Annotated in this window: 15 protein-coding genes; 13 read left to right on the top strand and 2 right to left on the bottom strand. The window is 26.2% G+C overall.

What is annotated here, in order from left to right; translation table 11 throughout:
* Complete coding sequence (tpx, locus tag K0039_RS10875) at window positions 1-489, top strand: thiol peroxidase (protein WP_228105096.1); 489 nt, start codon at window positions 1-3, stop codon at window positions 487-489.
* 38 nt (window positions 490-527) lie between these two features.
* On the opposite strand, the gene K0039_RS10870 is transcribed toward tpx, so the two are convergent.
* Window positions 528-1,334 (bottom strand): FUSC family protein, encoded by an 807-nt coding sequence (locus K0039_RS10870; RefSeq protein ID WP_228105095.1) that lies wholly within the window; start codon window positions 1,332-1,334, stop codon window positions 528-530.
* 563 nt (window positions 1,335-1,897) lie between these two features.
* Between K0039_RS10870 and K0039_RS10865 the strand changes: the two genes are divergently transcribed.
* The 8 genes from K0039_RS10865 (at window position 1,898) to K0039_RS10830 (ending at window position 10,956) form a co-directional block, all read left to right on the top strand.
* Window positions 1,898-3,007, top strand: coding sequence for an AAA family ATPase (locus tag K0039_RS10865; protein ID WP_228105094.1), 1,110 nt, complete (start codon window positions 1,898-1,900; stop codon window positions 3,005-3,007).
* Window positions 3,008-3,308: 301 nt separating this feature from the next.
* A complete protein-coding gene (gene hydG / locus K0039_RS10860) occupies window positions 3,309-4,739 on the top strand; it encodes a [FeFe] hydrogenase H-cluster radical SAM maturase HydG (RefSeq protein ID WP_228105093.1) in 1,431 nt (476 codons plus the stop codon).
* A 133-nt stretch (window positions 4,740-4,872) separates the two neighbouring features.
* Window positions 4,873-5,484 (top strand): endonuclease/exonuclease/phosphatase family protein, encoded by a 612-nt coding sequence (locus K0039_RS10855; RefSeq protein WP_228105092.1) that lies wholly within the window; start codon window positions 4,873-4,875, stop codon window positions 5,482-5,484.
* An 84-nt stretch (window positions 5,485-5,568) separates the two neighbouring features.
* Window positions 5,569-5,892, top strand: a complete 324-nt coding sequence (locus tag K0039_RS10850; protein WP_228105091.1) for a hypothetical protein — start codon at window positions 5,569-5,571, stop codon at window positions 5,890-5,892.
* A 305-nt stretch (window positions 5,893-6,197) separates the two neighbouring features.
* Window positions 6,198-7,499, top strand: coding sequence for a branched-chain amino acid transport system II carrier protein (gene brnQ, locus K0039_RS10845; RefSeq protein WP_228105090.1), 1,302 nt, complete (start codon window positions 6,198-6,200; stop codon window positions 7,497-7,499).
* 370 nt (window positions 7,500-7,869) lie between these two features.
* Window positions 7,870-8,169 carry an OB-fold protein gene (locus K0039_RS10840; protein WP_228105089.1) on the top strand — a complete coding sequence of 100 codons (300 nt, stop codon included), beginning with the start codon at window positions 7,870-7,872 and terminating at the stop codon, window positions 8,167-8,169.
* Window positions 8,170-8,696: 527 nt separating this feature from the next.
* Window positions 8,697-9,845, top strand: a complete 1,149-nt coding sequence (locus K0039_RS10835) for an ABC transporter permease (protein WP_228105088.1) — start codon at window positions 8,697-8,699, stop codon at window positions 9,843-9,845.
* Window positions 9,838-10,956 carry an ABC transporter permease gene (locus tag K0039_RS10830; protein ID WP_228105087.1) on the top strand — a complete coding sequence of 373 codons (1,119 nt, stop codon included), beginning with the start codon at window positions 9,838-9,840 and terminating at the stop codon, window positions 10,954-10,956. The genes K0039_RS10835 and K0039_RS10830 overlap by 8 nt, the downstream gene beginning before the upstream one ends.
* A gap of 43 nt (window positions 10,957-10,999) precedes the next feature.
* Here K0039_RS10830 and K0039_RS10825 read toward each other — a convergent pair whose 3' ends face one another.
* Window positions 11,000-11,710 (bottom strand): YybI family spore inner coat protein, encoded by a 711-nt coding sequence (locus K0039_RS10825; protein WP_228105086.1) that lies wholly within the window; start codon window positions 11,708-11,710, stop codon window positions 11,000-11,002.
* Between the two features lie 205 nt (window positions 11,711-11,915).
* Here K0039_RS10825 and K0039_RS10820 point away from each other — a divergent pair, with 205 nt between their 5' ends.
* From K0039_RS10820 to K0039_RS10805, 4 genes are all read left to right on the top strand, one after another.
* Complete coding sequence (locus K0039_RS10820) at window positions 11,916-12,128, top strand: hypothetical protein (RefSeq protein WP_228105085.1); 213 nt, start codon at window positions 11,916-11,918, stop codon at window positions 12,126-12,128.
* 135 nt (window positions 12,129-12,263) lie between these two features.
* Window positions 12,264-12,641 carry a GntR family transcriptional regulator gene (locus K0039_RS10815; protein WP_228105084.1) on the top strand — a complete coding sequence of 126 codons (378 nt, stop codon included), beginning with the start codon at window positions 12,264-12,266 and terminating at the stop codon, window positions 12,639-12,641.
* 11 nt (window positions 12,642-12,652) lie between these two features.
* The gene (locus tag K0039_RS10810; protein WP_228105083.1) at window positions 12,653-13,507 is read left to right on the top strand and encodes an ABC transporter ATP-binding protein; all 855 of its coding nucleotides are present in this window, start codon (window positions 12,653-12,655) and stop codon (window positions 13,505-13,507) included.
* Complete coding sequence (locus K0039_RS10805; protein WP_228105082.1) at window positions 13,507-14,199, top strand: ABC-2 transporter permease; 693 nt, start codon at window positions 13,507-13,509, stop codon at window positions 14,197-14,199. The genes K0039_RS10810 and K0039_RS10805 overlap by 1 nt, the downstream gene beginning before the upstream one ends.
* Window positions 14,200-14,419 lie beyond the last annotated feature (220 nt).

The following is a 14,419-nucleotide window of genomic DNA, read 5'->3' as shown; positions in this document are numbered from 1 at the left end:
ATGAAAGTAACATTTCAAGGAAATCCATTAACATTAAAAGGAACTCAAGTAAAGGTAGGAGATATGGCTCCTGATTTTACTGTTGTAGATAATGATTTAAATCCATTAAAACTTAGTGACACAAAAGGAAAAAGAGTATTTTTAACAGTGCCATCTTTAGATACTCCAGTTTGTGATATGGAAGTTAAAAAATTTAACCAAGAAGCAACGAAATTAGATGAAAATGTAACAATTTATACAGTATCTATGGACTTACCATTTGCTCAAGGAAGATGGTGTGGTGGTGCTGGAATAGATAGAGTAAAAACAGTTTCAGATTACAAAGATAGAGAATTCGGAAATAATTATGGAGTTTATATAAATGAGCTTGGACTTTTATCTAGAGCAGTATTTGTTGTAGATGAAAATAACAAAGTTGTATATGTGGAATATTTAGAAGAAATTACAAATGAACCAAATTATGATAAAGCATTAGAAGCATTAAAATAAAGGATAAATTCAGGGAAAATTATGATTTTTCCTGGATTTTATTTTTGTTCTTTGGATTGTTCCATAAGTGATAAAATATTATTTTTGTGATATTTATATATGGATTCGTTTAAAACAGCATCCGTAGAAGAAACTTTTTTTTCTATTAAATATAGACCATGAATATGGTGTATTAATTGCTCTGCGATGTCAAATTTATAATATAAAGTGTTTATATCATGAGTTTCCTTAGAATAAGGAATTTCATCTATTAATTGATTGTAATATTCCTGTAGTTCAGAGTGTTTCTTATTAAGTTTTATATATAATGAAGAAAAATCTGTATTTTTTACCATGGAATGAATAATATGTAAACAGTCATTATAAGCAGCGTTGAAAGATGACCATAAGTATTTTATATATTTTTTGCGACTTACAGCATAATTAACAACTAAAGCTATAATTACTCCTACTAAAGTATCTATAGTTCTCATAATAGAATAATTTAGTGGATGATTATTACCAACGCCTAAACATATAGAAATAAAGGTTACAGACGCTATGGCAGAGGAATCAGAAATTTTTAATATATTACAAATATATATAATTAAAATTACTCCTAAAGTAGCTGAAATAATATTCCCTTTAAAAAAAAGTGCACATAAAAAGCCAATTAAACCACCAAGCAAGGTGCCTAAAACTCTAGACCAGGAATCTTTAATAGAACCTTTTATAGTGTTTTTTATAGAAAATACACAAACAGATACTGTATAAACTGGAGTTTCAACTATGCCTAAATATCCAGCTAAAGTGGCAAAGAAAACGGAAATACCAGTTTTTATGTTTCTCATTCCAATTTTTTTCATATAAAATCCTTTCCTAATGTATTAGAGAATTCTTTAATAGTATTATTTGTATTGTTTGGTAATATTATTATTGCTATAATCATTTTAATGGCGGGTATGGTAGTGAAGAACGTCATGTACATATAGATTTTGTTGAAATAATATCTTTTGATAGTGCAACTGCATCAATAGTAACATTAAGAAAAGGCATCATACATTCAATGACGTAGGTTGAAGAAGTTGAAGCGTTAATAAAATCAAGACAATAATATAAATTAAAATAATAAAAGCCTTGGATAAAAAGATTCAAGGTTTTTAATTGTTGATGTTTATACGTTATATAATAGGTAGATAATTTGTAATTAATAAGTAGGAAATATGATAATAATTTGTAGAAAATTATAAAGAATAATATATGTAGGAAAATTATATTAATATGAATAATAAAATTGGAAACAAAAAAACTATTCACTTTTTACAAAAATGCAATATAATAGAAAAGTGTCGTTTTTTAAGATTACAAAAACAGAAAATGTTTTATATATAAATATAACAAGATATCTGAAAATATTGGAGGAACCAAAATGAAAGCTATAAAAAAAATTGTAATAACTGGAGGCCCTTGCTCTGGTAAAAGTACAATGCTTAATTTAATAGAGAATACCTTTAAAGAAAAAGGGTACAAAGTTTTAATAGTTTCAGAAACAGCAACAGAATTAATGAGAGGTGGTGTTTCACCACTTGGTAGTAAGGATAACATGTTCATATTTCAGGACTATCTTTTAAACCTTCAATTTAAGAAAGAAGAAGTTTATGAAAAAGCAGCTAAAGAAATGGATTCTGAAAAGATAATAATACTTTATGATAGAGGATTATTAGACAATAAAGCTTACGTATCAAAGGAAGAATTTGAAGTAATATTAGATAAATTTGGAACAACTGAAAATGAATTAATAGATAGATATGATTTAGTACTACATTTAGTAACAACTGCTAATGGAGCAGAAGAACATTACACATTAGCTAATAATGCAGCTAGAAGTGAATCATTAGAGGACGCAAGGCAAATAGATGAATTAACATTAAATGCTTGGGTAGGACATCCTCGTTTAAGGATATTTGATAACTCTACAGATTTTGAAGGAAAAGTAGAAAGAGTATTAAAAGAAATCTACAATGATTTAGATGAACATATGCCAACGGGAACTATACGCAAATACTTAGTAGATGTTGAAAATATAGACATAAACAATATAATAAATACTTCAGAAAAAATGGATATAGTTCAGCATTACTTAAAATCTTCTAATCAAGATGTGGAAAGAAGGATTAGACAAATAGGAAATGGAGAAAATTATTCATATTACTATACTGAAAAGGAAAGAGTTAATAATTATAGAACCTTTAGAAAAGAAAAGAAGATAAGTGATAAACTATATTTAACATATTTATCTGAAATAGATAACCAATTATTCACAATAATAAAGACTCGTCACTGTTTTGTATATGAAAATCAATATTTTAAATTAGACGTATTTAACAATGATAAAAAATATGGAATATTGGAAATAGAAGCTACAGATCAAAATGGAAAGATATTACTTCCGGACTTTTTAAACATAAAGGCAGATGTAACAAAAGATTCAATGTATTCAAACTACGAAATATCAAAAAGAAATTATGTATGTAAATAGATAAATAAAGCACTCCCATAGAGTTATGAGGAGTGCTTTATTTATTTAATTAAAAATCGAATAAAAACCACCTAAGATATGTAAAAAGTGATATTATTTAATTAGGCTGACCCTAAAGTATCATCTGAGGGGGAAGGTAATCATAATGTAAAATTAGTCTGATTACTAAGACAAATCTTAAGTAAAAAGACAGTGATATATTAAGTTTATGATAACCTTCGCAGTGGGCGAAGGTTTTTTGTGCTTAATAATATATGTCTTCTAATTTGTCAGCAAAAACATTTTTAGGAGGAGAAATAGTATGGTTTATGATCCAAAATCAAGAAAGGCAGAAGAATTTATCAATCATGAGGAGATTTTAGAAAGTCTAGAGTATGCAAAATCAAATAAAGGAAATAAAGAATTAATCGAAGGAATATTAGATAAAGCCAATAGAGCAAAAGGATTAACTCACAGAGAAGCTGCAACCTTACTTGAATGTGAAGATGAAGAATTAATCGAAAGAATGTTTAAAATGGCAGAAGATATTAAAAAAAGATTTTATGGAAATCGTATTGTAATGTTTGCTCCATTGTACTTATCAAATTATTGTGTAAATGGATGTGTATACTGTCCTTATCATTTAAAAAACAAAAAAATAGCTAGAAAAAAATTAACTCAAGAAGAAATAAAGAGGGAAGTAATAGCATTACAGGATTTAGGTCATAAAAGACTTGCTTTAGAAGCAGGGGAAGATCCAAAAAATAACCCAATAGAATATATATTAGAATCTATAAATACTATTTATAGTATAAAACATAAAAATGGAGCAATTCGTAGAGTAAATGTAAATATAGCCGCTACAACTATAGAAAACTATGAAAAATTGAAAGATGCAGGTATAGGTACATATATACTATTCCAAGAAACTTATAATAAAGAATCTTATGAAAAACTTCATCCAACAGGTCCAAAACATGATTATAATTATCATACTGAATCTCATGATAGGGCTATGGAGGCTGGAATAGATGATGTAGGTTTGGGTGTACTATATGGACTTAGCACTTATAAATATGAGTTAGTAGGAATATTAATGCATGCTGAACATTTAGAAGCTGCATTTGGAGTTGGACCACATACAATAAGTGTACCAAGACTTCGCCCAGCTGATGATATAGATGTATCTGAATTCCCAGAAGCTTTATCAGATGAAATATTCCAAAAAATAGTGGCAATAATTCGTTTAGCAGTACCTTATACAGGAATGATAGTTTCAACAAGAGAATCTCAAAAAACTAGAGAAAAAGTATTACATTTAGGAGTGTCACAAATAAGTGGAGCATCATCAACAAGTGTTGGCGGATATGCAGATAGAGCGAAAGGTATAAAGGAAGAAATAACAAGTGCTCAATTTGATGTGGATGATGATAGAACTTTAGATGAAGTTGTAAACTGGCTACTAGATATGAATTATATACCAAGTTTCTGTACTGCCTGTTATAGAGAAGGAAGAACAGGAGATAGATTTATGGCGCTATGCAAAAATGGTCAAATAGCAAATTGTTGTCAGCCAAATGCTATTATGACTTTAAAGGAATATTTAGAAGACTATGCATCAAAATCTACAAAAGAATCTGGTGAAAATTTAATAAAAAAAGAAGTTAAAAAAATACCTAAAGATAAAGTTAGAGAAATAGTAGAAGAAAGATTAATTAAAATTGAAGATGGAGAACGTGATTTTAGATTTTAATTTATGAAATAAGTATATATTAAAGAAGACAATTTATTTGTCTTCTTTTTATTATAAAAAAATTTAAAAGGATAATTATCTAATTCTATGAATATTATTTTGTAATAAACCTATGATTAGGAGGTGAAAAAATTTGAAGCTAGCTTGTTACAACATACATAAAGGTATGGACGAATTTAGAAGAATTACCTTATTTCAACTTATAGGCTATTTAAAATCCTTAGATTGTGATGTTATTTGTCTTCAAGAAGTTTTATATTATCAATTTCAACTTATGAAAGTATTGTTAAAGATGGATGGAGTATTTGGATTGCATGTAAATAATAAGAAAATGAAATTTGGTATATGTATATTAAGTAAAAATAAAATAAATTATAGCTCTCATGTATTGCTAAGCAGCAAAAAAGAACAAAGAGGATTATTGAGCATAGACATAGATGATAAAACTATTATAAATACTCACTTAGGATTGGATATGGAAGAAAGGCAGACACAAATAAGTGAAATTTTAGATTTTGCTAAAATACAGAAAAAAAATATTGTGATTTGTGGTGATTTTAATGAAAAAAATATTAGTTTAGACTCTTATAAAGATGTAGCTCAATATTTATGTAAAGATTTTTATCCAACATTTAAAACTTCAAGGATAGATTATGTGTTTGTAAGCTCAATAATTAATATAAAATCCTATGAAGTTGACCAAGTATTCTATTCAGATCATTTTCCAATTATTGTGAAAATTTAAAAGAAAGTAAATTGTGAATATTTAGAAATATAGAAAAAATTATCATGAATATTTCATATTACTTTGTGAAGGGGAGATTATTCAATGAGTAGCGGTGGAAATTTGCTTCAAATTATATTTGATGGAATTTGGGGTACTGGAGAAATTATAGTCAAGGCATTTAGAAAAAAAGAAGAAAAAAAGGAACCATTGGATATATTTTTTAACAAAGTAGGCCTTTGCAATAAAGATCAAGAATATCCGACAGTGGTGGAAACTATTTTAAACAAAAAAGAAAACGTTTACAAAATATGGTGCCCCATAGGCCTTGGGAAATCAGACTTCGAAAAATATTCTGATGCATTAGAAGTATATTTAGGAAAAAAAGTAGAAGTAAAATCAGTTAAAGGATTTATATATATTAAATAATTATGAATGTCAAAATTATTATGTTATAATAAATGTATGTTAAATATATGTTAAAAAAAGATTTGGAGGTTTTACCAAGTCTTTTTTTGTTGAAAAAATCAAAAAAAAAATATAAAAATAATTTAGAATATAAATATTAATCTAAATTTTCTGAAAATTACCTTTTTTTCAGAATAAATATTCAATTTTAATATTGGTTTTATAATTTGAATATACAGAAAATTATAATTTTATTGACTATTCAAATAGATGTCGTATATAATACAGATATGAAACGAAATACGGATTCAAATTAGGAGGTCACAATGAATAAAAGGAATAAAGATATTATAATAACAGGTTTTGCATTGTTCGCAATGCTTTTCGGAGCAGGTAACTTAATTTTCCCACCATTTTTAGGACTTATATCAGGAAGCAGTTGGATAACTGGTTTTACAGGATTTATATTAGCAGATGCAGGTTTATCTCTTTTAGCTATACTAGCAATAGCAAAATGCGATGGAGATGTTGATAGAATATTTTCAAGAGCAGGCCACAAGATATCACTAGTGCTAGCATGTTCAATAATGATTTGTATAGGACCACTTCTTGCTATACCAAGAACAGCAGCTACAACATTTGAAATGGGGGTTCAACCAATATTTAGTGGTTTCAGTTCAATAATATTTTCAATAATATTCTTCGGCGTGACATTAGTATTAACAATAAGACCATCAAAAGTGGTTGATATAATCGGAGCATATTTAACACCAGCACTTTTAATTGCATTATTAGCATTAATAGGTGTAGGAGTATTTAATCCTTTAGGAAGTATAGAACCAGCAACTATAGATGGTGTATTCTCTGAAGGTATATTCCAAGGATATCAAACATTAGATGCTCTAGGAGCAGTATCTTTATCAGCTGTAATATTTACAACTATAGCTAATAAGGGATATACAAAAAAAGAAGAAAAAATAAATATAACATTTAAAGCAGGATTAATAGCAGCAGCAGGATTATTCATAGTTTATGGTGGACTTACTTACCTTGGTGCTACAGTATCAACTATGTTTGACTCAAACGTATCACAAGCTGGGCTAATAGTTGCTATAACAGAGAATTTATTAGGATTCCCAGGAAAAGTTATATTAGGAATAATAGTAACTCTTGCTTGTTTAACAACAGCAATAGGTTTAACATCTGCAACTGGACAATATTTTTCAAAGCTTTCAAATAATAAAATAAAGTACGAAACAATAGTAATTGTAGTATGTCTATTTAGTTTAGTAGTTTCTAACTTTGGAGTTGATACAATAATTAAATTCTCAGCTCCTATATTAACAGTAATCTACCCACCAACAATAGTGTTAGTAGTATTTACTTTATTAGGAAAATTTATTAAAAATAATAATATATTTAAATTTGCAACATATACAGCACTAGTAATGGGATTCTTAAATATATTGGTTGGTTTTGGTGTGAAAGTTCCAGTAATAAACAGTTTACCATTACACTCATTAGGATTTAACTGGATAGTACCAGTATTAGTTGCATCAGCAATAGGATTCTTTATTAAATCAAATAGCTCTAATTCTAAATCTGATTCACAAGATGTTACTGCATAGAATTTTAAATTAAATAAAATACAAAGTCCCTTAACATGTTATTTTACATAATAAGGGACTTTTTTAATACTTATGATAATTACAATAAATTAAAAGATGTCCAAAAACTAGAGTTTTAATTGTTACTAGAAGTCAAATTTATTTTAAGAGGAGGGAATGCTTTGCAAAAAATAATTAGGTGCAGTAAATTAAATATTTTACCAGATTCAAAGGAAATAATATATTCATCCGTATTAATATTTCTAGCAATGATATTTTTTCATAGTAGTATTATGGATATTATTATACCTTATTGTATTGCAACATTTATAATACTCATATTCATAAATAATATCTTTAGTTTAAGTAAAAAGTAAAGATAGAAGTAGATGTGGAGAAGTTATTAGATGCCTATAAAAAAAGTGAATATTGGTCAGATAAAAAATATGAGTGTAAATATATAAAACTAAAAGGAATAATATCACATGTTGAATTTGACGAAAAAAATAGTATTTTAAGAATGAAACTAAAAGGTAATGATACATATAAACTAGAAGCTGTGGCATATGATATTACGCCAAAATGTATTAAATATATAGAAAATATATATGAAGGAAAAGGTATAACTATTTACGGGAATTTTTATAGAGAAGAAAATAAATTTCTTATAGATATTAGATATTTTAAATAATATATAAAAGCTTATTAAGATAAATATTATGGAGTAGTAGTTGAAATACACCTCTTAAAATAGAGGTGTATTTTTATTATTATATTACTAATATTCTTATCTTGTATATCAAATTTACAACTAATAAATAATCTAAATCCTTAAAGGATTGTTGTAACTATTTTAGATTTTTAACAATTTCTATTTTTATGTCCAAAAATTAAAATCTAAACCGTTATTATATTAATAAAAACATGAGCCAGATTAAAAAATACTTAATATTTGTTTACACTTAATACCTGATTGCACAAACAATGAAGAATCAGATAGCTTGTATTATGAAATAGAGTCAAATAATAAAGCGGATTACTTAAAAGAAGTGCTTAAATAGAATAAAAGAAATGCATAAATTTACTAGTAATAGACAACTTTATAAATTCATAAATATTAATAGTACATAAAAATAAAATGATATTAATACTTATGAAAAAGTATTTTAAATTTTATTGGGAAAAATCTAAAAACTTAGTAAATAAGGAGGACAAAACTTGATTCTATTAACTCTTATAAAAAAAGAAATTAAGCTGTTTTTTAGAAGTAAAATTAACGTAATTATGATGATCATATTCCCAGTAATCCTTATTTTTATAATGGGAAAATCCCTCAATGAACCTATGAACATGGATAAAAATATATTTAACAATAAGATTATATATTATAGAGTCAATGCCCCAATTGAAAATGAGGTTGACTTGCAACGTTTCTATGATTTCATGATTCATTTTGAAAAAAACACAAATGTTAAGTTTATAGAAAGTAATAATTATAAAGAAGCAATAAATGATGTAAATAATAATAAAGCAATTTGTCTTATAGACATTTATGATAATGATATTAATTATTTTAGAAATGAAAAAAAAGAGAGTACAGAAAGCACAGTATTTAGAAATTTGTACGAGCAATATATGAAAAAATATACTTTTCTACAAGCAATTTATAAATCAAATCCGCAACAAATGAAAGATGTTTTAGATTATGAAATTAAAATATTGTTAAAAGATGAAAATATAAATAAAAAACAAGTAAACTCCTTTACATATTACACCTTCGCAGAACTTATTTTAATTATTTTATACATATCCATCCTTACGTCCATATCCATGTATAAGGAGCGACCTTTACATACAATGACAAGACCTAAAATATCTAACACAAAGAAAATCAGTATCTTATTATCAAAGGTATCTTTAGGAATAATTGTAGGTGTTTTACAGATAATCATAGTTTATATATTTAGTACTAAGTTCTTCAATGTAAGTTGGGGAGGAAATTTATTATATATTTTTATGGTATTAATTTCTCTTATAATATTTAGTTCTGCATTTGGAATATTTATGTCTATGATTTTCTCAAATCAAAAAACTTGTTATATAGCAAATAATATACTAATTATAATTATGGGGTTTTTAGGTGGTTCTTACGTACCTATGTGTTTAGTAAAATCAGTGAGAGCCACAAGTTTTCTGTCTGAAATTATGCCAAGTTATTGGGCAAACATATCTATACTTAGCTTAAGTTATGATATGAAAACAAAATATTATATTATTTCCATATTTATCTCCTTGAGCTTATCAGTGTTAATGTTGATTATAGGAAGTTTAATGTCAAAACTAAAGGCAGGTAGAAGTTTTGATTAGATTAATAATAAATACAATGAGAGTATTGATGAAAAAGAAAAGTTATGTAATAGTTGGAGTCATTGTACCTGTCTTTATAGCTATATTTTTTAGTTTTGAATTTACAGGGGAATACAAATTCAAAGTAGGTGTAATAGACAATGATAATTCCTATGCGTCGAAGGAAATAATAAAAACTATTGATGATTTGGAAGGTATTCAAAGTATAAAAATAAGAGAAGAAGATTATGAAATTTTATTGATCACACAGCAAATTCAAATGACTGTGAGCATAGATGATGATTTTCAAAATAAATTGCTAAACTCACAAGATAATGAAATAAAAATCAAAACTATTAATGAAAATGATGTAAAATTAGTTGTTCAGTCCATGATAGATATGAAATGTGAAGACTTGTCTATGATTGGAAAAATGAGCAACGGAGATATAAATAAATTTAAAAAAATAAACCAAGATTATAATGATAAAAACACAATACTTAGTTTAAATGATGTTAATGAAAAAAGACCAGAAATAGGAAGCTCATTGGGACTAATTATATTTATCATATTTATTGTAGCTGGAAATATATCAAATTTTTTAATAGAGGATCAAGAAAATAAAACAAAAATTAAGACACTTAGTTATGGAATTAGTAAATGGAAATATTATGTTTCATTAATATTTGTTTTTTATATAATGTCTTCCATGACAACTTTAATATACTATGTTTTATTAAGAATCTTTAATATAGACTTCGGTATGGAGAATAGTATAAACTTCTTAGTCGTTATGCTGTTACTAAATCTTGTTGCACTAAGTTTTAATTTATGTATAGTTAGTTTTACCAGAAGTAGATATACATCATCAATGTTAAATATACTTATAACAGTTCCTTGCTGTATGTTAAGTGGAGTATTTTGGGATTTCAATATAATGCCTGAAAAATTTCAAGAAATAGGGGTATTTATGCCGACTAGATGGGTTAGTATTTGTATAGAAAACTTACAACGAACTAATAATTTAGGTACTATAAATACATATCTAAATGCAATGATTATTTTATCAATAATACTTTTTATTATAAGTTTTGTTAAATTAAAAGTGAATAAAAAGGTTCAAAATTTGTGATAAAGAAAAGGTTGAACTATGTAATAGTTCAACCTTTTCTTTATTAACTTTCTTTGTTATCTGAGTCGAAGGTAAAGTACAATCCTTTAGTAACTACATTAAATTTATTATTTAAAAAATCACAAAGGGTTTGAATAATACCCAAAGTATCCGCGTTAACTACTCCAACAATTCTTTGTTGTATAAGTAATTCATAGTAACTATTATCCACGTCTTTTATTGGAAAAAGTGCACTGGGAGCGTCAACATAAGCCTCCACACCAGGAAGCACTTTTCCGTCTTTATCATAAGCTAATTCTAAATAATCTTTTGGTCTAGTCGCTAGATTAATAGAATATTTCTTCTCACCACAACTTACATGGACCTTGTAATTATCCTTAAACTTTGCACTGCAAGGGTTGTTTTTTGAAATATCATCTTGATTAAAAATTTCTTTGATTTTATTATTTTCAAATTTGTATATTACTCCAATTTCGAACCCGCCAGAACCACCAAAACTACCTCTTACCATAATTTCATCTTTACCGTCATTTGTAAAATCTCCACAAAATAGCTGCATATCATAACCTGAATAAGATAATTGTATATTAACTGGATATCCAACCTCAGGTTTTACAACTAATTCAAGGTTTTGGCTATAAGAGCTGTTTTCATAAGGAAAAACGCCTAATAAAATCACTTTATCTTGTGATTTTTTATCAACTATATTCGCAGACAAACTGTCTATAACAACTTTATTATTAGAATCAGACATAATAACCCCCATCAACATTAAATTTATATCTTCTTCTAATTTATGAAGTAAAACTACCTTATGTTAATATTATTAATAATATGTTATATCAACTTATTACACAGATTATATTATTGTGAAACTGGGTAATATTAATAAGGTCATTGAGTTATAGCAAAAATAAAATTATAATATTACTTAGTTAAGTGGCTAGGAGATGAGATAATTGAAAAAAGATAGAATAAGAATACTATATAATAATAATTTTGAAAGAATAGTAGAAGAAAGTAATGTTAGAAATTTTAGATCTTTAATAGATTGGATGGAAGATTTTAATGAAGGAAATTCAGTTCCACCTTTAGTTTTATTTGGTAGGGATTTGGGAAGTAACTTTTCTATTAATAGAAGTAATGTCAAAATAATTGAATTTACAGATTAAGAAATAAAAATGAATTGCAAACAATTTTGCAATTCCTTTTTTAGATTTTTATAAAAAGAATATTGACACTTAGATATATAGTGTTATATTCTGTATATATACAACATATACAGAATATAACGGAAAGGATAAAATATGGATATAATAGTTTCAGATTCATCACCAGTGGCTCTTTATGAGCAAATAAAAAATCAAATTATATCTCAAATTGTTTCTAAAAAACTTTTGCCAGGACAACCTCTACCTTCAATTAGAACTTTAGCAAGAGAAATTAAGGTAAGTATAATAACTGTAAAAAAGTCCTATGAGATTTTAGAAAATGAAGGATATATTGAAACAGTCCCATCAAAAGGTAGCTTTGTTTCAGCAAAAAACACAGAAAAAATGAGACAGTTAGCCATATATGAGTGGGAATGTAAATTAGAAGAAATAGTAAAGAGAGCTAAAGAACTAGATATTTCCTTAGATGAGGGAATGGAGATTTTTAAAGAACTATACAATTTAAGTGATTAAGTGGGGGTATTATGAATGCAATAGAAATTAGGAATTTAAAAAAATCTATTGGAGATTTTAAATTAGATATAGAAAAACTAGATATAAAAGAATGCTTTGTTACAGGTATTATAGGTACCAATGGAGCTGGCAAAACTACTTTAATAAAATTAATAATGAATATATTAAATCAAGATGAGGGGAGTATCAAAATATTCGGTGAAGATTTTGATAAAGATAAAAAACATATTAAGGAATTAATAGGATATTTAGGCCATGATACACTATATCCAGTAGATTTCACATTAGAAGATATAAAATCAACTATAAGCATATTTTATAAAAACTGGGATGAAAAATTATTTAACCATTACACTGAAGACTTTGATCTAAATATTCAAGATAAATATAAGGATTTATCAAAAGGACAAAAAGTGAAATTTGATTTAGCCATGATTTTGTCTTATCATCCCAAATTAATAATCTTAGACGAACCTACAGCAAATTTAGATCCAATATTTAGGTCAGAATTTTTAGAAGTTCTTCAATTACAAATGGAAAAAGATTTATCTACAGTTTTATACTGTACACATATTACAAGTGATTTAGATAAAATAGGAGACTACTTTGTTGCAATGGATAAAGGTAAAATTATTTTTAATGAAAATAGTGAAAATACAAGAAATAACTATACTATTGTAAAGGGACGAAAAGAACTATTAAATGAAGAAACAAAAAAAGTATTCCAACAGGTAGTGGAAAATGAATTTGGATTTAGAGGAATTTCTAATAATAAAAAAGAAGCAGAAGACATATTTGGGCAAGAAGTTTTATATGAAAGAACTAAAATGGAAGATATATTAATATTTAATAAGGGGAAAAAGTAATGACAGCGATAAAAAAATTATTAAGATTGGATTTGAAATTTTTAAAACAGTATTATAAGATATACATACCTGTATTTATAATTACGTTATTTGTTCTTGGTAATACCACATTTAATATGGGATTTTTAATGCTAGTTTTCTACTATGGACTTGAAACTGATGAGAGCCATAAAAAAGTTAACAACTTACTACAAACTCTTCCAATAAACAATAAGGAATATGTTTCTTATAAATATATTTCTTCATTTATGCAATTGATTTTTATAATAATAATGTTTTTAATTGCTACTATTGTAATACTATTATCAGAAAAGATTTCTAACTCAAATTCAGATATGTTTTTAATATCTTGGATAAGTAATCATATTGTAAAAGAAAATGGTATAGAAGCAAATTATTTTGTCAGGTTTCTAGTAGAATTATTTATGGCAGTAACTACTATTAGTATCATGATTCCTACAAAATATAATAAAATAAAAGGGAAAAGAGTATTAACTTGGATAGTATTAATATTTGCTAATAGTATGGTTGGTAGCTATTTAACCAAAGATTATACATGGGTATTATATGATTTTATTAGCAAATTTAATGAAATATTTATAGTTGTATTAGGAATTGTTTTAAGTTATTTCTTTATTAAATTATCATTTAATAAAACTTTACAATTACATAGTAAATCTGAAATTGTATAAATAAAAATATATAAATATTAAAAGGGATATAACAAAATAAAATAATAGTTATATCTCTTTTTTTATGGAAAAATGATACATCGTTGGTCACATGAGGTGTAGAGATCAACCAGTGGTTTGAGGAAAGGGGATATTTATGTTCATAAAAATAAATTTAACAACCTATTATAGTCACAAACATAAAATATAACATAAGTCAAAATTAGTTGTATTGGGGGGG

It is taken from the genome of Terrisporobacter mayombei (assembly GCF_020748465.1).
Lineage (GTDB): Bacteria > Bacillota > Clostridia > Peptostreptococcales > Peptostreptococcaceae > Terrisporobacter > Terrisporobacter mayombei.
This window is presented reverse-complemented; position numbering and strand designations above follow the sequence as displayed.